Annotated in this window: 21 protein-coding genes; 12 read left to right on the plus strand and 9 right to left on the minus strand. The window is 63.0% G+C overall.

All coding sequences use genetic code 11. The features are described 5' to 3' along the window. On the plus strand, positions 1–185 hold a 185-nt coding region (locus G8767_RS31830), incomplete at its 5' end, for a GatB/YqeY domain-containing protein (protein WP_166813872.1). Between the two features lie 93 nt (positions 186–278). Here G8767_RS31830 and G8767_RS31835 read toward each other — a convergent pair. Next, positions 279–2,648, minus strand: a complete 2,370-nt coding sequence (locus tag G8767_RS31835) for a transglycosylase domain-containing protein (RefSeq protein WP_003943525.1) — start codon at positions 2,646–2,648, stop codon at positions 279–281. A 293-nt stretch (positions 2,649–2,941) separates the two neighbouring features. On the opposite strand from G8767_RS31835, the gene G8767_RS31840 reads away from it, so the two are divergent. Then, on the plus strand, positions 2,942–3,265 hold the full coding sequence (locus G8767_RS31840; protein WP_019746605.1) for a WhiB family transcriptional regulator: 324 nt from the start codon (positions 2,942–2,944) through the stop codon (positions 3,263–3,265). Positions 3,266–3,284: 19 nt separating this feature from the next. Here G8767_RS31840 and G8767_RS31845 read toward each other — a convergent pair whose 3' ends face one another. Together G8767_RS31845 and G8767_RS31850 are read right to left on the minus strand one after the other, a co-directional pair. Next, on the minus strand, positions 3,285–4,463 hold the full coding sequence (locus G8767_RS31845; protein ID WP_007732380.1) for an ArsA family ATPase: 1,179 nt from the start codon (positions 4,461–4,463) through the stop codon (positions 3,285–3,287). Continuing rightward, positions 4,463–5,476, minus strand: a complete 1,014-nt coding sequence (locus G8767_RS31850; RefSeq protein ID WP_037130910.1) for an ArsA-related P-loop ATPase — start codon at positions 5,474–5,476, stop codon at positions 4,463–4,465. The genes G8767_RS31845 and G8767_RS31850 overlap by 1 nt, the downstream gene beginning before the upstream one ends. A gap of 53 nt (positions 5,477–5,529) precedes the next feature. Between G8767_RS31850 and G8767_RS31855 the strand changes: the two genes are divergently transcribed. The 9 genes from G8767_RS31855 to G8767_RS31895 all read left to right on the plus strand — a co-directional run bounded on the left by G8767_RS31855 (position 5,530) and on the right by G8767_RS31895 (position 12,882). Next, entirely contained in the window at positions 5,530–5,694 is a 165-nt protein-coding gene (locus G8767_RS31855) for a hypothetical protein (protein WP_003943454.1), read from the plus strand. Positions 5,695–5,699: 5 nt separating this feature from the next. Beyond that, positions 5,700–6,170 (plus strand): RidA family protein, encoded by a 471-nt coding sequence (locus G8767_RS31860; protein WP_095969665.1) that lies wholly within the window; start codon positions 5,700–5,702, stop codon positions 6,168–6,170. Next, a complete protein-coding gene (locus G8767_RS31865) occupies positions 6,170–6,955 on the plus strand; it encodes an MBL fold metallo-hydrolase (protein WP_095969666.1) in 786 nt (261 codons plus the stop codon). Before G8767_RS31860 ends, G8767_RS31865 begins: the two co-directional genes overlap by 1 nt. Positions 6,956–7,081: 126 nt before the next feature. Further along, entirely contained in the window at positions 7,082–8,557 is a 1,476-nt protein-coding gene (locus G8767_RS31870; RefSeq protein WP_095973774.1) for a 2-hydroxymuconic semialdehyde dehydrogenase, read from the plus strand. 42 nt (positions 8,558–8,599) lie between these two features. Continuing rightward, positions 8,600–9,373 carry a 4-oxalocrotonate decarboxylase gene (locus G8767_RS31875; protein WP_166813874.1) on the plus strand — a complete coding sequence of 258 codons (774 nt, stop codon included), beginning with the start codon at positions 8,600–8,602 and terminating at the stop codon, positions 9,371–9,373. Continuing rightward, a complete protein-coding gene (locus G8767_RS31880; RefSeq protein WP_019746612.1) occupies positions 9,370–9,822 on the plus strand; it encodes a RidA family protein in 453 nt (150 codons plus the stop codon). Before G8767_RS31875 ends, G8767_RS31880 begins: the two co-directional genes overlap by 4 nt. Next, the gene (locus G8767_RS31885) at positions 9,819–10,340 is read left to right on the plus strand and encodes a 3-hydroxyanthranilate 3,4-dioxygenase (RefSeq protein WP_003943511.1); all 522 of its coding nucleotides are present in this window, start codon (positions 9,819–9,821) and stop codon (positions 10,338–10,340) included. Before G8767_RS31880 ends, G8767_RS31885 begins: the two co-directional genes overlap by 4 nt. A gap of 3 nt (positions 10,341–10,343) precedes the next feature. Continuing rightward, positions 10,344–11,339: an amidohydrolase family protein gene (locus G8767_RS31890; RefSeq protein ID WP_124566753.1), complete on the plus strand. Its 996-nt coding sequence runs from the start codon at positions 10,344–10,346 to the stop codon at positions 11,337–11,339. Positions 11,340–11,523: 184 nt separating this feature from the next. Continuing rightward, positions 11,524–12,882: an MFS transporter gene (locus G8767_RS31895; protein ID WP_124566754.1), complete on the plus strand. Its 1,359-nt coding sequence runs from the start codon at positions 11,524–11,526 to the stop codon at positions 12,880–12,882. Positions 12,883–12,939: 57 nt separating this feature from the next. Here G8767_RS31895 and G8767_RS31900 read toward each other — a convergent pair whose 3' ends face one another. From G8767_RS31900 to G8767_RS31925, 6 genes are all read right to left on the minus strand, one after another. After that, positions 12,940–13,866 carry a LysR substrate-binding domain-containing protein gene (locus G8767_RS31900; protein WP_095973490.1) on the minus strand — a complete coding sequence of 309 codons (927 nt, stop codon included), beginning with the start codon at positions 13,864–13,866 and terminating at the stop codon, positions 12,940–12,942. A 50-nt stretch (positions 13,867–13,916) separates the two neighbouring features. Continuing rightward, positions 13,917–15,209, minus strand: a complete 1,293-nt coding sequence (locus G8767_RS31905) for a carboxylesterase family protein (RefSeq protein ID WP_166813876.1) — start codon at positions 15,207–15,209, stop codon at positions 13,917–13,919. Between the two features lie 85 nt (positions 15,210–15,294). Further along, a complete protein-coding gene (locus G8767_RS31910; protein WP_166813878.1) occupies positions 15,295–15,855 on the minus strand; it encodes a TetR/AcrR family transcriptional regulator in 561 nt (186 codons plus the stop codon). Between the two features lie 31 nt (positions 15,856–15,886). After that, positions 15,887–16,357, minus strand: a complete 471-nt coding sequence (locus tag G8767_RS31915; protein WP_124566757.1) for a nuclear transport factor 2 family protein — start codon at positions 16,355–16,357, stop codon at positions 15,887–15,889. 130 nt (positions 16,358–16,487) lie between these two features. Further along, complete coding sequence (locus G8767_RS31920) at positions 16,488–17,162, minus strand: Crp/Fnr family transcriptional regulator (RefSeq protein WP_003943506.1); 675 nt, start codon at positions 17,160–17,162, stop codon at positions 16,488–16,490. A gap of 255 nt (positions 17,163–17,417) precedes the next feature. Further along, complete coding sequence (locus G8767_RS31925; RefSeq protein ID WP_019746620.1) at positions 17,418–17,690, minus strand: hypothetical protein; 273 nt, start codon at positions 17,688–17,690, stop codon at positions 17,418–17,420. A gap of 80 nt (positions 17,691–17,770) precedes the next feature. Between G8767_RS31925 and nth the strand changes: the two genes are divergently transcribed. Next, complete coding sequence (gene nth / locus G8767_RS31930; RefSeq protein WP_003943471.1) at positions 17,771–18,556, plus strand: endonuclease III; 786 nt, start codon at positions 17,771–17,773, stop codon at positions 18,554–18,556. Positions 18,557–18,561 lie beyond the last annotated feature (5 nt).

Raw genomic sequence — 18,561 nt, forward strand, 5'->3', positions numbered from 1 at the left:
CGACGCCGTTGACCGACGCCGAACTCGTCGACGTCGTCGACACCGCCCTCGCTCAGGTTTCCGAGGAGCTCGGCGAGCGTCCGGGGATGCGTCAGATGGGCCAGGTCATCAAGGCCGCCAGCGCGCTGGCCAAGGGCAAGGCCGATGGCGCTCGTATCTCTGCAGCAGTGAAGTCCCGCCTGTAGTAGCGCGCCACCAGCCCGAAAACGGCCGCGATCTCCGAGTCACTCGGAGATCGCGGCCGTTCTTGTTTTCAGAGCCGTCAGTTTTCAGGGCCGTCAGTTCGGCGGGGTCCCCGCAGGCGGTGCGGGTTCGCCTCCGGGCGGAGTCGCATCCGGGGGAGTCGCGCCCGGTGCCGGGGCCGCCGGGGCTGCGGGGGATGCGGGTGCTGCCGGAGCCCTCACGGAACCGTCACTGATGTAGATCGTGACGGTCGAACCCGGGATCGCGGACCCGGACGGCGAAACTCCGGTAACCGTTCCCGCCCGTGCTCCGGACGCCGTGGTCACGGAATTGACCGTGAAGCCGGACGCCTGCAGGCGGGACGTCGCGGCCGACTGGCTCAGGCCGACAACCTCGGGAACCTGGCCGTTCTGTGATCCCCGTGCGTACTTCTCGTCGATCGGAGGCAGCGAGGTGGGCCCGAAGTTGTTGGCGACCGGGTTCATTGCCGCGAACCAGGATCTCGCCGGTTCGGTACCGCCGTACAGGTTGCCGCTGTAGCAGGGGCGCAGCGGGCTCGAGCAGATCTCGCCGGGCGTCGGGGAGTCGCCGAAGATGTAGACGGCTGCGGCGAGGTTGTTGGTGAAGCCGAGGAACGCCGAGGACTTGTGGGTCTCGGTGGTACCGGTCTTGCCCGACATCGGCAGGCTCCATCCGGCGCTACTCGCGGCACCGGCCGACGTACCGGCGCCGACGTCGTCACGGCTCATGGCGTTGGCGAGTGTGTCTGCCAGGCCGGGCTCGACAACTTGCTCACAGCCCTGCTCGGTGACGGCCACCGGCTTGCCGTAGCGGTCGAAGACCGAATCGATGGGACTCGGCGGGCACCACTTGCCGTGCGAGGCGAGGGTGGCCGCGACGTTGGAGAGTTCGAGCGGGTTGATCCAGGTGGGGCCGAGGGTGAACGAACCGAGGTTCTGTTCCTTCTGGAAGTCGGCCATGCTGCGCTCGTCGAAGCCCGAGGTGTTGGGATCGGCGTACGAGCGCATGCCGAGACGGACAGCCATGTCGACCGTCGGCGTGACGCCGGTCGCCTCGATGAGCTTGACGAAAGCGGTGTTGGGGGACTGTGCCAGTGCGTCGGTCACGGACAGCGTCGGTGGGTAGTTGCCGGCGTTCTCCACGCAGTACGTCGAGACCGGGCAGCCGGCCGCACCACCGCTACCCATGCCCTTGGCTTCGAAGCGCTTGGGCACGTCCAGCGTCGCGTTGATGCCGAGGCCCTTCTCCATCGCCGCAGCCGTCGTGAAGATCTTGAAGACGGAGCCCGCACCGTCACCGGCGAGGGAGTACGGCTGCGCCTGGACGGTTTCGTCGGCGTCGGCATTGAGGCCGTACGTGCGACTGCTGGCCATCGCGATGACCTTGTGTGAATCCTGGCCCGGCCGGATCACGTTCATCACGTTCGCGATGCCGTCGAGGTTGGCACTCGCGTTCGCATTCAGGCCGGCCTTGGTGGACGCCTGGACCTGCGGATCGAGAGTGGTCTTGATGAGGTAACCACCCTCGTTGATCTGGTCGCGCGTGATTCCGGCGTCCGAGAGGTACTTCAGTGCGTAGTCGCAGAAGAATCCGCGATCGCCCGCAGCGATGCAGCCGCGCGGCAAGTTGTTGGGGGTTTCCAGGACGCCGAGGGGCTCTTCCTTGGCTGCGCGGAACTCGTCGGCACGATCCGGAATGTTCGTGATCATGGTGTCGAGAACGGTGTTACGACGCTCGGTCACGCCCTCGACGTTCGTGTACGGGTTCAGAGCGGAGCTGGACTGAACCATGCCGGCCAACATCGCCGACTGGGGAACGGTCAGATCTGCGGCATCGACGCCGAAGTAGGTCTGGGCCGCGTCCTGGATGCCGAAGGATCCGTTGCCGAACGGTACGAGGTTGAGGTATCGGGTGAGGATCTCGTCTTTCGTGAGTTCCTTGTCCAGCGTCAGGGCCATCCGGATCTCGCGGATCTTTCGGGCCGGGGTGGTCTCGATGGCGGCGCGGCGCTCGGCATCCGTCTTGGCCACGACTAACAGCTGGTAGTTCTTCACATACTGCTGATCGAGTGTCGACGCGCCCTGCTGCACTTCACCGGTCGTCGTGTTGGTGAGGAAGGCGCGCAGCGTTCCCTGCCAGTCGACGCCCTTGTGGTCGGGGAACCGGCGGTCCTCGATGGAGACGATCGCCAACTTCATGTTGTTGGAGATCTTCTCGCTCGGGACTTCGAAGCGTCGTTGGTCGTACAGCCAGGCAATGGGATTGCCTGCCGCATCGACCATGGTAGACACCGCGGGGACCGTGCCTTCGACCAGTTCGGCCGAGACGTTGTCGACGGTATCGGCAGCGCGATTGGACGCGAATCCGAATCCGCCGGCCACCGGGAACATCACCCCTGCGACCAGGACACCCGCCAATGCGGAGCTTCCGGCGAGCTTCGCCACTGTTTTTGCAATCGACACGATCTACAGAGTACGTGTGCCCACCCATTGGAACCGGTTTCAGTGTTTTGGGGGTGTTCAAAACCTCCTGAACACGCGCTTTGTACTGCCGTACCAAAAAATGCCCCCGACCGTCTTGCGTTAGGGGCGTTCTTTACCTAAATTGTGATCAGTGTGATCGACGTAACACTCGATCACGAATGTGTCTCAGCTTTCACCGTGCTACCGCGGGGACGGCTGAGATGGTGCGCTGCTCGCCTCATGGCGACGGTCAGACTTTGTAGAGGGGACCCAGAATGTACACAGCCACCCCGAGTAGCCGTTTGGACATCGAGCAGGCCGAGGCACGAATTGCCTGGGTAACTAAGGCGCGATGCCGCGAGGTCGACCCCGACCAACTTTTTGTTCGTGGCGCCGCGCAGCGCAAGGCAGCCACCATCTGCCGTCACTGCCCGGTCCTCATGCAGTGCGGAGCCGATGCGCTCGACAATCGCGTCGAGTTCGGTGTGTGGGGCGGAATGACCGAACGTCAGCGCCGTGCGCTGCTCAAGCAGCACCCCGACGTCGACTCCTGGTCCGAGTTCTTCGAAGACCAGCGCCAGCATCACTCAGCAGTCTGATCCAGGTCGATCGGGGGGATCAGCCCTTACGAGTGAGCTGATCTCCCACCGCGCGCAGCGCCTCGAGGTCCGAGACCTCGAACGGTAGCGACGGAACACCGATCAGCGGCACCCTCGGGTGAGCTGCGGTGAATCGACTCAGCAAGGCGATTTCTCGCTTCGCGATCACGGCCCGATGGGCATGGATGCGGAGAACGGCTGCGGTGAGGGCTTCGGCCTCGGTCGCATTTTCCTTCGCTTCCAGTTTGTCGGCGGCGGTCACTGCATGATCGGCAGGCAGAGCCGTCAACGTCGGGTGCGTGCGGTTGAGAACCAAACCGGCCAACGGCATCGAATCACCCGCAAGGCGATCGACGAAGAACGCCGCCTCGCGAAGAGCGTCGGGTTCGGCCGCTGCGATCACCAGGAAATGAGTCCCCGGCTGACGCAGCAACTCGTAGGTCTTCGTGGCGCGTTCACGGAAACCGCCGAACATCGAGTCCAGCGACTGTACGAATGCCGATGCATCCGAAAGCATTTGGCTTCCCACGATGGTCGAGACGCCCTTCAGTGCCAATCCCATCGCGCCGGCCACGAGCCTGGTCAGGCCACGGCCGGGTGCCGAGAGCAGCCGGATCATCCGTCCGTCGAGGAATGTTCCCAGCCTCTGTGGAGCGTCGAGGAAGTCGAGCGCATTGCGGGACGGCGGGGTATCGACGATCACCAGATCCCACGCGTCGTTCGACGCCAGCTGCCCCAACTTCTCCATCGCCATGTACTCCTGCGTTCCGGAGAACGATGTGGCAACGGTTTGGTAAAAGGGGTTCGCCAGGATCTGCTCGGCCTTCTCAGGGCTCGAATGTTCGATGACCATCTCGTCGAAAGTCCGACGCATGTTCAGCATCATCGCGTGCAGTTCGCCCGTGGCTTCGGGACCCAGCTTCACCGGCTGCGGAGTGTTGTCGAGTTCGGCCACACCCAAGGCCTGTGCGAGGCGACGGGCCGGATCGATGGTGAGTACGACTACGCGTCGGCCCTCTTCGGCGGCACGCAACGCCAGCGACGCCGCCGTCGTGGTCTTGCCGACGCCACCTGCGCCGCAACACACCACGATCCGGGCCGTCGGGTCCTTGATGATCGCCGAAATATCGAGGGCAGGAGCTGCGCGTCGGCCGGTCCTGGAACTGCCGACCGTCACGTTCTCGGTGGTCTCGGTCATCACACGCCCTGTTCCGTGAGGTATTCGGCAAGTTCGTACAGTCCACCGAGATCGACGCCGTCGGCGAGTGCGGGGAGTTGCACCCGAGCCCCGTCGATCTCGCGGAGCTTCTCGGCGCTGGATTCTTGAGCTTCGAGCACCGACGCGTGTTCGATCGTCTCGGTGAGCAGGCCGGCGAAGTCGTCGTCCGACAGATCGATGCCGACATCGGAGAGCGTCGACCGGATCGAAGCTGCATCGATATTGCCGGCTGCAGCACCGGAGAGTTGATCTTCGGGCAAGAACCTCGGGCTGGCGCGGTTGACGATGATGGCACCGAGGTTGAGGTCGTCACGCGCCAGTTCTGCGGCAGCGTCGGCAGTTTCCTGAACGGGCAGCGCTTCGAGAAGTGCAACCAGATGTACGACGGTCTCCGGCGAGTGCAGCAGCCGAACGACGCCTTCACTCTGGGAGTGCACCGGGCCGCCCTTGGCAAGATCGGCCATCGCCTTGGTGACGTCGAGGAAGCTGCCGATTCGTCCGGTCGGGGGAGCGTCGACGACAACGGCGTCGTACACGCGTTTGCCGGTTCGATCGGTGCGGATGACGCACTCCTTGATCTTGCCGGTGAGGAGAACGTCGCGAAGGCCGGGAGCGATGGTGGTGGCGAATTCGATGGCGCCGAACTTACGCATCGCCCGGCCGGCGAAGCCGAGGTTGTAGAACATTTCGAGGTATTCGAGGAACGCGGTCTCGATGTCGACGGCCAGAGCCATTACTTCACCGCCACCTTCGGCGGCCGCGACCTTGGTCTCCTGCGGTGGAAGCGGCGGTACGTCGAAGAGCTGCGCGATTCCCTGGCGGCCCTCGACCTCCACGAGGAGAACGCGCTTGCCGCCTTCGGCCAACGCAAGCGCCAACGCAGCGGCAACCGTGGACTTACCGGTTCCGCCTTTACCTGACACAAAGTGCAGGCGGGCCTTCGTCGCGGACTCGGGCCAGGTCCTGCTCAGCTCATCTTGGGATGCAACCACACCGCGAGCCTATAAGTCTGGGGCCGAAGATGTACGCGGGATAGGCTCACCGCATGAGCGAAATAACTTCCTGGGAATACACCGTGACTCCGTTGCTGGTCCACAATCCGAAGGCAATTCTCGACAACTGGGGTGTCGACGGCTGGGAGCTCGTCGCAGTCCTGCCGAGCGCGTCGGGCGAGCAGCACGTCGCGTACATGAAGCGTCCGAAGGGCTGAATCACATGGCAGAGGCAACACAGACCTGGTCGGAGCGTCTCGCCGAACTGGGCATTGCACTTCCCGCCGTCGCGGCACCCGTCGCTGCGTACGTTCCCGCGGTTCGCAGCGGCAACCACGTGTACACGTCGGGTCAGCTCCCGTTCGTCGACGGAAAACTGACGCTGACCGGCAAGCTCGGCGCGGGCGTGTCGGATGAGGACGCCAAGGCCGCGGCTCGCACCTGCGCGCTCAACGCTCTCGCTGCCATCGACGCCCTGGTCGGCATCGACAACGTCGTTCGTGTCGTCAAGGTTGTCGGCTTCGTGGCATCCGCCGAAGGATTCACCGGTCAGCCCGGCGTGATCAACGGCGCTTCCGAATTCCTCGGCGAGGTGCTCGGCGACGCCGGTATCCACGCTCGTTCGGCAGTCGGTGTGGCAGAACTTCCCCTCGGCTCTCCGGTCGAGGTGGAACTGATCGTCGAAGTTCGCTGATGTCGACGGTCCATCCCGCCTACGCGCAGCTTCGCCGCGTCACCGACATCGCTTCGGTCTTGCTCGAGAACAATCCGGGCATGATGACGCTGGACGGTACGAACACCTGGATTCTGCATGCTCCCGGCAGCGTCGAGTGTGTTGTCGTCGATCCAGGCGACAACGACGAGGAACACCTGCAACGTGTCGCTGGTATCGGTCCGGTAGCACTGACCTTGATCACGCACCGGCACTACGACCACACCGGCGGGGTGGACCGTTTCCATGAATTGACTTCGGCTCCAGTGCGTTCCGTCGACCCCACTTTTCTTCGCGGGGGCGCTTCGGCGCTTGTCGACGGTGAAGTGATCGAGGTGGCGGGCCTGAAGTTGCGGATTCTCGCGACGCCGGGCCATACCGCCGACTCGGTGTCGATAGTCGTCGAGAACGACGCGAGCGTGCTGACGGGCGACACCATTCTCGGCCGCGGCACGGCAGTCCTCGACGATTCCGACGGTGATCTGGGGGACTACCTCACCTCGCTGCGATCCCTGGCCGCACTCGGCGAAGGACTGACGGTTCTGCCCGGGCACGGTCCGGACCTACCCGATCTGCAGACGATTTCGCAGCAGTACCTGGCTCACCGCGAGGAGCGTCTGGACCAGGTGCGAGCCGCTCTGTCGACGTTGGGGGAGTCGGCCTCGGTTCGCGACGTTGTCGAGCACGTCTACTCCGACGTGGACCCGAAGCTGTGGCCGGTGGCGGAGAAATCCGTCAATGTGCAGTTGGCGTATCTGCGTCGCTGAGGCGTTCGGCGCCGACATAGCGGGCTGAGTTGTTTGACCGAACTGCCGCCATCTATGCCGATCGAGGTATAGCTGGCGGCAGTTTTTGCATTTGTTTGATATGGGTCACGGGCCAATAGTTAGTCCATGACCTCACAATGCGACGGATGGATCCGCAATTACGTGGACGGCTCCTATGTCGAACCCGACGAGTCGTCGAGCTTCGATCAGGTCGACCCGGCAACGGGCCGTGTTCTCGCCCGGGTCCACGAGGCCGACAAGGCCCTGGTCGATCGGGCCGTGACCTCTGCCAGACGCGCTCTGGGCAACGGTTGGGCCGATACGCCGGTTCGAGAGCGGACGGCTCTGCTGCGACGCGCCGCCGACCGGATCGAGGAGCGATTCGAAGAGTTCGTCGCCGCAGAGATGGCGGACACCGGCAAGCCGATCACGCAGGCACGCGAACTCGACGTCGCGCGCGCCCTGACGAACTTCCGCACCTTCGCCGACATCGTCGCCGCAGCGGGACAGGAATCGTTTGTCACGGATCTCGCGGGTGGCAAGCAGGCGCTGAACTACGCGATCCGCAAGCCGCTCGGCGTCGTCGCCGTGATCGTTCCGTGGAACTTGCCGCTGCTTCTCCTGACCTGGAAGGTCGCGCCCGCGCTCGCGTGCGGAAACTCCGTGGTGGTCAAGCCCTCCGAGGAAACCCCGGCGACTGCGTCGTTGCTGGCCGAGGTACTCGAAGAAGTAGGCCTGCCTGCCGGCGTCTACAACGTCGTCCACGGGTTCGGTGCGAACTCCGCCGGCGAGTTCCTCACCACGCACCCCGGCATCGACGGCGTCACCTTCACCGGATCTTCGGCAACGGGTTCGCATGTCATGAAAACCGTTGCGCCGCGGGTCCGTCCGGTCTCGTTCGAACTGGGAGGCAAGAACGCCGCGATCGTCTTCGACGACGTCGACATCGACGAAGCGTTGACGGGTCTGACCAAGTCGGTGTTCACCAACACCGGCCAGGTCTGCCTGTGCACCGAGCGGGTGTACGTGCACCGCAGTATTTTCGACGACATCGCCGGTGGACTCGTCGAGCGGGCAGCAGGATTGCGTCTGGGCGACCCGACGCTCGATGCAACGACGACCGGACCGCTCATCTCGCAGGCGCACCGGAAGAAGGTTCTCGACTACTTCGAGATCGCCGAGCAGGAGGGTGCGAAAGTGCTTACCGGTGGCGGCATTCCGGATCTCGGGCAGGAGCTTGCCGGCGGGTCGTGGATCGAACCCACCCTGTGGACGGGTTTGACCAACAAGGATCGCGCCGTGCGCGAGGAGATCTTCGGACCCGTTGCGGCACTCATTCCGTTCGAGACCGAAGCCGAGGCGATCGCACTGGCAAACGACACCGAGTACGGCCTCGCTGCCTCTGTGTGGACCAACGACCTGCGCCGTGGACACCGCGTCGCGCAGAAGATGAACGTCGGAATCTCCTGGGTCAACACGTGGTTCACCCGTGAACTGCGATCTCCCTTCGGCGGTATGGGCTTGTCCGGCATCGGACGTGAGGGTGGCGAGTCCTCGCTGCACTTCTACACCGAACCGACGAACGTATGTGTGCAACTGTGAACATCGAAACCGCAAAAGTTTTCCAGAAATGAGCGAGGCGTGATGACAGCCCAAGAAGACACCGTATCCGCACTCGCACGTCGCCTCGACGACGCTCAACAGAGTCGCACCGACACCCCGAGCCTCGCCGACGAACACACCATCGACATCGACGAGGCCTACCGGATCCAGAACGAACTCCTCGAACGACGCACCAGCCGTGGCGAATCGATTGTGGGCATCAAGCTCGGCTTCACCAGTCAGGCGAAGATGGCGCAGATGGGTGTGTCCGAAGTGATCGTCGGTCAGCTGACCGACACGATGTGCGTGAGCAACGGCGGCGAAGTCGACCTGAGGACGTTCATTCATCCCAAGATCGAACCCGAAGTGGCATACCGGCTGTCGAAGGACGTCGATCTCGACGATCCGAACGTCGACATCGAAAGCTGTGTCGACGCGCTGGCTCCGGCGATGGAGATCATCGACTCGCGCTACCGCGACTTCCGCTTCACCTACACCGACGTCGTCGCCGACAACACCAGCGCGGCCGGATACGTGATCGGGCGGTGGCTGCCGCTGCAGAACGTCGAGGACCGTTCCGTGCGTATGGAAGTCGGCGGCGAGACGGCACTCGGAACCACGGCGGCCATTCTCGGCGATCCGGCGCGAGCTTTGCATGCACTGCTCGACATCGCGCGTCGACGCCGAATTCCGTTGCGCGCCGGTCAGGTAATTCTGGCCGGTGCCGCCACCGCAGCTGTGCGACTCGACGAGGGCGTCGCCCAGTGCACCATCGACGGCCTCGGAACCGTCACGGTGAAATGTGTGAAGCGATGAGTGGGGCGCAGGTCATCGAGAAGCTGGCAAAGCCGCGCGGAAAGTTCCCGCATGTCAAGGTGGTCGGTGACTTCGTCTACGTCTCCGGTACCAGCTCGCGTCGGCCCGACAACACGTTTGTCGGCGTCGAGGTCGACGAGATGGGGACGACGGCGCTCGACATTCGGGCCCAGACCCGTGCCGTCATCGAAAACATCGCGGCAATCCTCGCCGAAGTGGGCGGAGAACTCAGTGATCTGGTTCAGGTCACCTCCTACCTGGTGTCGATGAACGACTTCGGCGGATACAACGAGGTGTACGCCGAACTGTTCGACGAAAACGGTCCGACGAGAACGACTGTGGCTGTTCACCAACTGCCCCACCCTCACCTGCTCATCGAAATTTCCGGCGTGGCGTACGTGCCCGCCTCCAAGCGCTCGGCGTCCGAAGATACGGAGAATGCATCATGACCACGATTCCTCCCGTCATCGACTTCAAGAAGTGGATCGACGACAACCGCCACCTGCTGCAGCCGCCAGTGAACAATCAGACGATGGCGCTCGGAGACGACTTCATCGTGCAGGTCGTCGGCGGCCCCAACCAGCGGACCGACTATCACCTCGATCCGTACGAGGAGTGGTTCTACCAGCTCGAAGGCGACATCCACGTCAACGTGATGACCGAAGACGGTCCTCAGCGTGTCGACATTCGGGAGGGCGAAACCTGGTTGCTGCCAGGAGACATTCCGCATTCGCCCCAGCGTCCCACCGCGGGCTCGATCGGCCTGGTCATCGAACGCGTCCGCAAGGAAGGCACGCTCGAGAAGTTCCAGTGGTACTGCCTCGAATGCGACCACAAGATTCACGAGGTCGAACTTCAGGTGCGCGACATCGTGGCCGACCTGCCGCCGGTGTTCGTCAAGTTCTACGAGAGCGAAGAAGCCCGCACGTGTGACAAGTGCGGCACGCTCCATCCCGGCAAGGGCTGAGCTATGAGCAACCTGATCGACATCCACACCCATTACGTGCCAAACGGGTGGCCGGATCTGACCGAAGACGCGGGGCCGCAAGCGCCGTGGCTGAAGGTCGAGTCGGAAACCGAAGCAATGATCATGATGGGCACCAAGGAGTTCCGCCGCATCCAGTCCGATGCCTGGGACGCCGAGGTGCGGCTTCGGGACATGGATGCCGACGGCGTGCAGACGCAGGTCGTCTCACCTACTCCGGCGTTTTTCAACTACGGCCGGAGCGGTGAGCAGGCAAGCCGCATTGCACGGATCTTCAACGACCTCGCACTCGAGATCGTGGAGCCGGCGAAGGATCGGTTGATTCCGTTCTGCCAGGTGCCTCTGCAGGACACCGACGCAGCGTGCCGTGAGTTGGAGCGGTGCATCGCGAACGGGCACCGCGGTGTCGAGATCGGCAATCATGTCGGCGATCTGGACCTCGACAGCGAGGGCGTGGTGACGTTCCTGCAACACTGTGCGTCGCTGGACGTGCCCGTCTTCGTGCACCCGTGGGACATGGCCAACTCCCCGCGTCTCGACCGGTGGATGGCGCAGTGGCTCACCGCGATGCCGGCCGAAACGCACCTGTCGATACTCGCACTGATTCTCGGTGGAGTGTTCGACAAGATCGACGATCGCCTGAAGATCGGATTTGCGCACGGTGGTGGATCTTTCGCGTTCTGGTTGGGACGGATGGAAAACGCCTGGCACGGCCGCAACGACATCATCGGTACGTCGGAGTTCCCTCCTTCGCACTACCTGGGAAGGTTCTACGTGGATTCCGTCGTCTTCGACGAGCGTGCGCTGCGACTGTTGGTGGACACGGTGGGGGTGGACCGTGTGATGGTGGGTAGCGATTACCCGTACCCCTTGGGGGAGCGTCCGGTCGGTGAGGTGGTTCGCAAGAGTGAGTTCTTGGACGATACTGCGCGCCAACTGATTTCGCGGGGGAATGCCGAACGCTTCCTGGGTCTCGCCTGAGGCCCCGGCTATACCCTTTCCGGTATGGCGGACGGTGAATTCGGCATTTGTGAGTCATGTCTCGAGCGAGCACAATTCCAAACACAACGATCGACGACGCTCGTGATGCCGACAATCCCGAAGACGGGGTCGGTGACTACAGATTTCATCGTCCGCCTGCCCCATCCAATCGATAGGTTCCGCGATGTCAGACAAGATATCCAACAGCACGACGAGTGACGGAAAGCCGTTGCCGGAGAAAGCTGCCCGCAGCCGAGTTGCCATGGCAACCCTGGCCGGCACAACTCTCGAATGGTACGACTTCTTCCTCTACGGCACAGCCGCCGCGCTGATCTTCAACAAACAATTCTTTCCGAGCCTGAGCCCCACGGCCGGCACGCTGGCTGCCTTCAGCACCTTCGCCGTCGGGTTCATCGCACGGCCGGTAGGTGGACTCGTGTTCGGGCACTTCGGTGACCGCATCGGGCGCAAGGCCACGCTCGTGGTCTCGCTGGTGATGATGGGCGTCGGGTCCACACTCATCGGCCTCATCCCGAACTACGACTCCATCGGGTTCTGGGCACCCGTCCTCCTGGTGGCCATGCGCGTCGTTCAGGGCATCGGTCTTGGCGGTGAAGGCGCCGGCGCGACACTCATGTCGATGGAGCATGCGCCTGCCGGGCAGAAGAATCTGTATGCAGGTTTCCCGCAGATGGGCACACCTGCCGGACTGGTTCTCGCCAACGGCATTTTCCTGACGACCAACGCCGTGATGTCGGACTCCGCATTCGCGTCGTGGGGTTGGCGAATCCCCTTCCTGCTGAGCTTCGTTCTGGTGGCGATCGGTTTGGTGATCCGCCTGCGCGTCACCGAGTCGCCGTCATTTGCCGGGGTCATGGAGAAGGGCGAAATAGTTCGCTTCCCGCTGCGTGAGTCGCTCAAGGTCGGCTTCCCCCGTTTGTCTCTCACGCTTGCCGCGTGCTTGGCGAACTCCGCCGTGGCGTACGCCTTCATGGTGTTCACTCTGTCGTACGGCACGCAACATCTGGGCTACGACAAGCAGTTCCTCGTGCTCAGCGTGACCGCTGCCGCAGTCCTGTGGTTCCTTTCCATCCCGTTCTGGACCAAGATCGCCGACAAGTACGGGCGTCGACACATGTTCATCGGCGGATCAGCCGCAATCCTGTTGTGGTGCATCGTGTTCTTCCCGCTCCTCAACACCGAGAACAAAATGGTCGCCGTCATCGCGTTCCTGGGTATGGGCCTGATCGTTCCGGTCACACATTGTGTCCAGGGCAGCATCATCGCCGACACCTTCCCGGCCAAGGTCCGCTATTCCGGCTCGTCTCTGATCCTCCAGAGTGGTGCGATTCTCGGCGGTGGACTGGCACCGATGATCGCCACGGCTCTGCTCGACGCCACTGGATCTTCGGCAGGTGTGACCTGGTATCTCGCCGGGGTGTGCACGATCAGCCTGGTCGGCGCCATCGCCCTGTTCAAGATTGTCCCCGATTCGTCGCGGGGCTTGGAGCACGAGGAAATTCGCGTCTCCGAAAACGCCTGAGTACCGGATTGATCCGATCGGCCCGTTCCCCCTGGAGGGAACGGGCCGATCGGCGTTTCACGGTCGCATGAGCTCGGCTGCAAAGGACTCCAGCGTCGCGATGAGGGCCTGAGCGGACGGACTCGACGTGCGAGTCGCCGACGATGTGATGCCGACGCTGTGCCCGATCGGATCGAGTGTGATGGACAGGGTGGTCAAGCGCGCGTCGTCGCGGGGGATGAGGCTCGGCAGTACCGCGATCATGTCGGTCTCGACCAGCAGTTGACGCACGGTGAGGAAAGAGGTTGCCTCGACCCGATTTTCGGGCAACGGCAAGCCGTTGCGGGCGAAGAACTCCTCCAGCTCGCGGCGGAGCACTGTCTCGACCCCGGGCAGGATCCAGGGGAAGCCGCGCAACTCTTCGAGTTGGACGTCCTCACGAAGAGCGAGCGGGTGATCCACGCGGGTGACGAGTTCGACGGATTCGGCGTAGAGGTTCCGTCGTATCGCGGTGTCATCGGTAGGTGAGGTGAGCCGGCCGACGATCAGGTCGATTCGGCCCGCTTCCAGATCGGTGAGCAACTGTTCGGGCGTACCTTCGCGCACGACGACGGTGAGCAGCGGGTGGTGAACCTTCAGGCGTGCGATGGCGCCGGGAAGCAGCACGTTGGATCCGGCGAGATGTGTTCCCACGATGACCGTTCCGCGATTGGCGTCGGCAAGTTCGACGACGTGCCGCCCGGCTTCGGTCAGCTGCGCGATCACGGCCCGCGCATGAGTTGTGAAGGCCTCGCCGAAAATGGTCGGGGTGATTCCGCGTGGGCCGCGATCGAAGAGCGAGACACCGAGAATGGACTCGATGTCGTGCAGACTGCGGGTCGCGACGGGTTGTGTGATGTGAAGTGCAGCAGCGGCACCGACCACACTGCCCTGACGGCTCAACGCGTCGACGAGCAGTAGATGGCGGAGTTTGAGTCGCCCGTCGAGGAGCTTGGGCATGTCCATGGAGCAATCCTAGACGGGATTGCGGCGAGTGGGTAGGCGCCCGAAGTTGCTCAGGAGAAGGTGATTCCGATCGGTTGGGCCGAGGTGTACTTCTCCCACGTTTCGCTGTTGTCCGGACTTCCCGTGTGCGCAAACGACGTCCAGTGCCGGCGTATCCGTCGGCCCAGTGCGTCGATGCTCTGCCAGTCGCTGCTGCCCAGCATCGGTGAGCCCTGCCAGGACTGCTCGGTTCCCAACACGAAGGGTAGTTCGATGCAGTGGGTGGCTCCGAAGACGTCTTCCGTCGGTGCCCAGTCGAAGCGATACGTGTACACCGACGCGCCGGCCGTGGTGAAGGCATCGGCCAGCTCCATCGCCGGCTCGGCAAACATGTTCTGTGTCAGTGCTTTTTCGGCGACGCGTTCGGGATCGGGTGCTCCCGCCACGTCGCGCAGGAAAGCGGATCCCTCGTCGCGGGTGTATCCCACGATGACGTCAGGCGCTGCGTCGAAGGTCCGGGTCACGGGTTCCAGTTCGGAAATCGGTGCGAAGGGCGGATGCACGACATTGGGGGACCGCCGGCTGAACTCGATTGCCGTGCCGCGGAATGCGTCGAGGATGTGGGAAAGTGGCGCGGTCCGAGGATCTCCGTCGAGCAGTCGGGCAAACGTTTCACCGTTCTCTATCGCGGCAGCCTGCGTGAAGTTGAGGTCCGGCCGCGGGGTGCTCTGCAGAATTGCTCGACGGAACAGAGTTCGAGAGTTGTTACTGCCCAACAGATTCACAATGGAATGAGCGCCGGCCGACTGCCCGAATACGGTGACCGAATCGGGGTCGCCACCGAATGCCTCGATGTTCTCGCGTACCCACTCGAGCGCCGCGATCTGATCGTGGACCCCGAGATTGCCTTCGCTGACGCCGTCGAGGAGGAGGTATCCGAGCACACCGACGCGATAGTTGACCGACACCACGACGACGTCGCCCGCGGCTGACAAAGCCCCGCCGTCGTACCAGGGGAGGGAGCCGCCGCCACTGGAGTATCCGCCGCCGTGCAGCCACACCATCACCGGGCGGCGACCGTTCAGCGACGGGGTTGTGACCGTGACGGTGAAGCTGTCCTCGCTGAGCTCCGGTTCGGGGAGCGGCGGTCCCATGATCCGTTCGAGACGTGAAGGTGGTTGGGGGAATACCGTTCCGAGAGCCGTGGCGTCGAAGACGTCGGAGAACGGTTCCACCGGGCGAGGTTTCTCGAAACGCCCCGCGCGGGCATAGGGGATCGCACCGAAGTAGTAGGAACCGTCACGCTTTCGGCCGCGGATCTTCCCCGAAGCCGTGGATGCGATCACCGTCTCGGACGAGAGCATGGGTTCCTTTCGTCTTGTGCGTGCCTTTTCGAGCATGCCAGGTGGATGCCGTGGCACAAATGCCTTTGCGGTCGTGCGGTATGCGTTACGGCGTGAGTGTCTGCATCAGTCGATCTTCGAGTTTCGTCGTCACTCGGCTGTATACGGCGCTGTCGTCCAGCGCTCGAGACATCACGATTGCGCCTTGGATCCCGGCCACGGCTACTTCGGCGAGTCCGATGGAATCTTCGGCGCCGGCGAGTGCCGCCGCGAGAGCGACTGTCCACTCGTCGAAGTAGGTTCTCACCTTGGTACCGAAGCGGCTTCGCTCTTCACCGAGTGCAAATGCGCCGAACAGGCAAATGCGTTGCCCGGACCGAAAGTAGTCGGCCACGGTAACGAACATGCTCTGGACACGCTGACTCGGTGGAACCGACTCTGCTCGAAGCGGTTCGAAGACTTCGGCGCGAAACCATCCGGCGACCTCGTCGAGCACCGCCTCGGCCATTTCTTCCTTCCCGCGCGGAAAGAAGTTGTAGAGACTGCCTTTGCCCAACCCGGTGTGTTCGGTGATGACGGCCAGGCTTGCTCCGTCGAACCCGTAGGTGCGGAACACGTTCGCGAGCGCGGGAATCGTGTCGGAGCGTTCAGCTACCTGTCTGACCATGGATTCATCCTTCCATTACAGGCCCATTCCATTACAGGCCCAGCTCGCTCAGGCCTGGATGATCCTGCGGGCGTGGTCCTGTCGAATCCCAGAAGAACTTTCGGTCGTTCTCCGCGATGGCGACGTCGTTGATGCAGGCATGACGGTGGTGCATGAGGCCGTCGGCGTCGAACTCCCAGTTCTCGTTGCCGTAGGAGCGGAACCACTGCCCGTCGTGATCGTGCCACTCGTAGGCAAATCGAACCGCGATGCGGTCGCCGTCGTGGGCCCACAGTTCTTTGATCAGGCGGTAGTCCAGCTCGCGGGTCCACTTCTCGGTCAGAAGTTCGACGATCTCGGATCGGCCGATGACGAACGTGGACCGATTGCGCCACCAACTGTCCGGCGTGTAGGCGAGTGACACCTTCTGCGGATCGCGCGAATTCCAGCCGTCCTCGGCGAGGCGGACCTTCTGGACGGCGGTTTCGTGGGTGAAAGGCGGAATCGGTGCTCGGACGGTCATGACATGGCCTCTCGGTTGGGCGTGTACCTATCGGTACAGACTTTACTGATAGGTACAACAAGAGTCCAGGAAACGACTTCGGCCGCCCACGCATAGTGCGGGAGCGGCCGAAAGAGTCGAGAAGGAAGAACTAGCGTGCGCGACGAGCCAGACGCTCGGAATCCGAGATCAGGACGCTCTTGCCTTCGAGGCGCAGCCATCCGCGGTGTGCGAAATCGGCGAGCGCCTTGTTGACGGTCTCGCGGGAAGCGCCGACGAGCTGGGCGATCTCTTCTTGCGTGAGGTCGTGAGTGACGCGCAGTGCGCCACCTTCCTGAGTGCCGAAGCGCTGCGCGAGCTGCAGGAGCGCCTTGGCGACACGGCCGGGAACGTCCGTGAAGATCAAGTCGGCCAGGGTGTTGTTGGTACGACGCAGTCGGCGGGCGAGAACGCGCAGCAGCTGCTCGGCGATCTCGGGGCGCTGCTGGATCCATGCCTTGAGAGCGTCGCGATCCATGCTCACGGCGCGAACCTCGGTGACGGTCGTCGCCGTCGAGGTGCGGGGGCCGGGGTCGAAGATGGACAGTTCGCCGAACATGTCGGACGGGCCCATGATCGTCAGCAGGTTCTCGCGACCGTCGGGTGAGCGTCGACCGATCTTCACCTTGCCGGACACGATGATGTACAGGCGGTCACCGGGCTCACCTTCGTTGAAGATGACATGTCCACGGGGGAAGTCGACGGGCTGCAGCTGCTTTGTCAGCGCCGCTACCGCTGAGGGCTCGACTCCTTGGAAGATGCCGGCTCTTGCCAGGACGTCGTCCACGTGCGCTCCTTGTTGGGATTTGTTCGTTTGTGGTGTCATTTTTGCGCTATCTATCTTTGTACCCGTGCTGCGCACAAACCGTCGTACACAGGCTCAGCCCTCATGAGTGAGACACTGTGTCCAATGCAATCTGTGTTCAATGCAACAGGTACGGCATCGAAGTCTACGTCCCGATAGCTCGCGGCGAGTGATTGATGCCACGTAAGAGCCGAAAATTCTTCCGGAATCCGCTGCGGTGACTACTTTGTATGGCCGTCAACTTGCCCGTTGTGTCCGGATTTCGCCCAGGCTGGCGCTCTCGGGAGCCTCCGACTGACGGCCCTTCCGCTTCCGGTGGAAGCGCGCGAAAGCATGGGGAAACCCATCGCTTGCCAGGCGGGCGACATCGTCGTGACTTGCCTGATCGAGGAAGTCTTCTACTTCGTGCTCTTGAACCGAGAGCCGACGCAATCGCCCTTCGACTCGTTCCATCGCCAGGGCAAAGAGCATCAGCAGTAGCGGAAAGAGAATTACTGCGAGTCCTTGCATAGGGGGAAGTAAACACGTCGAAGGTCTCAGAATCGACACGACGGAGTCTCCACTCATGTCGTATCCGTACAGTTGTCTGAGTGCAGACCACCCCGACAGGCAGTTCAGAGCAGCGGAAGAAACCGCGTTCGGGGGGTGCGCGGAAGGAAGAATCACACCTTGGATTGGTACGCCGGGCGCGTCGGATGAATCGTGAGCTCGCGGTAGCTTTCCCGCACGTGTACTGCGAACTCGACTTCACGACTCCGTTGGAACTGGCAGTGGCGACAATTCTGTCGGCGCAGTGCACGGACGTCCGCGTCAACATGGTCACCCCCGCGCTCTTCGCGCGTTATCCCGACGCGAAGGCATACGCGGAAGCCGATCGGACCGAACTCGAGGAGTACATCCGCTCCACCGGCTTCTACCGGAACAAGACGACGTCGTTGATCGGACTCGGTCAGGCACTACTCGAACGCCACGACGGTCAGGTCCCGAACAAGCTCGAAGATCTCGTGAAACTCCCAGGCATCGGACGCAAGACCGCGAACGTCGTGCTGGGCAATGCCTTCGACATTCCGGGAATCACCGTCGACACCCACTTCGGCCGGCTCGTGCGGCGGTGGAAGTGGACCGAGGAAGAAGATGCCGTCAAGGTGGAACACGCCGTCGGGGCACTGATCGAACGTAAGGAATGGACACTGCTCTCGCATCGCGTGATCTTTCACGGCCGACGGGTCTGCCACGCGCGCAAGCCCGCGTGCGGTGTGTGCGTACTGGCCAAGGACTGCCCGTCGTACGGGCTCGGCCCGACCGACAAAACCGAGGCCGCGGCCCTGGTGAAAGGCCCCGAGACCGATCATCTGCTCGCCCTGGCAGGGTTGTGATCGCC

The sequence above is a fragment of the Rhodococcus sp. IC4_135 genome (genome assembly GCF_011602025.1).
GTDB classification, from domain to species: Bacteria; Actinomycetota; Actinomycetes; order Mycobacteriales; family Mycobacteriaceae; genus Rhodococcus_F; species Rhodococcus_F baikonurensis.

Coding starts and splice junctions, on each gene's coding strand:
- G8767_RS31840 (WP_019746605.1), top strand. CDS start 2,942: ATGTACACAGCCACCCCGAGTAGCCGTTTGGACATCGAGCAGGCCGAG.
- G8767_RS31845 (WP_007732380.1), bottom strand. CDS start 4,463: ATGACCGAGACCACCGAGAACGTGACGGTCGGCAGTTCCAGGACCGGC.
- G8767_RS31855 (WP_003943454.1), top strand. CDS start 5,530: ATGAGCGAAATAACTTCCTGGGAATACACCGTGACTCCGTTGCTGGTC.
- G8767_RS31860 (WP_095969665.1), top strand. CDS start 5,700: ATGGCAGAGGCAACACAGACCTGGTCGGAGCGTCTCGCCGAACTGGGC.
- G8767_RS31865 (WP_095969666.1), top strand. CDS start 6,170: ATGTCGACGGTCCATCCCGCCTACGCGCAGCTTCGCCGCGTCACCGAC.
- G8767_RS31870 (WP_095973774.1), top strand. CDS start 7,082: ATGACCTCACAATGCGACGGATGGATCCGCAATTACGTGGACGGCTCC.
- G8767_RS31875 (WP_166813874.1), top strand. CDS start 8,600: ATGACAGCCCAAGAAGACACCGTATCCGCACTCGCACGTCGCCTCGAC.
- G8767_RS31880 (WP_019746612.1), top strand. CDS start 9,370: ATGAGTGGGGCGCAGGTCATCGAGAAGCTGGCAAAGCCGCGCGGAAAG.
- G8767_RS31885 (WP_003943511.1), top strand. CDS start 9,819: ATGACCACGATTCCTCCCGTCATCGACTTCAAGAAGTGGATCGACGAC.
- G8767_RS31890 (WP_124566753.1), top strand. CDS start 10,344: ATGAGCAACCTGATCGACATCCACACCCATTACGTGCCAAACGGGTGG.
- G8767_RS31895 (WP_124566754.1), top strand. CDS start 11,524: ATGTCAGACAAGATATCCAACAGCACGACGAGTGACGGAAAGCCGTTG.
- G8767_RS31900 (WP_095973490.1), bottom strand. CDS start 13,866: ATGGACATGCCCAAGCTCCTCGACGGGCGACTCAAACTCCGCCATCTA.
- G8767_RS31905 (WP_166813876.1), bottom strand. CDS start 15,209: ATGCTCTCGTCCGAGACGGTGATCGCATCCACGGCTTCGGGGAAGATC.
- G8767_RS31910 (WP_166813878.1), bottom strand. CDS start 15,855: ATGGTCAGACAGGTAGCTGAACGCTCCGACACGATTCCCGCGCTCGCG.
- G8767_RS31915 (WP_124566757.1), bottom strand. CDS start 16,357: ATGACCGTCCGAGCACCGATTCCGCCTTTCACCCACGAAACCGCCGTC.
- G8767_RS31925 (WP_019746620.1), bottom strand. CDS start 17,690: ATGCAAGGACTCGCAGTAATTCTCTTTCCGCTACTGCTGATGCTCTTT.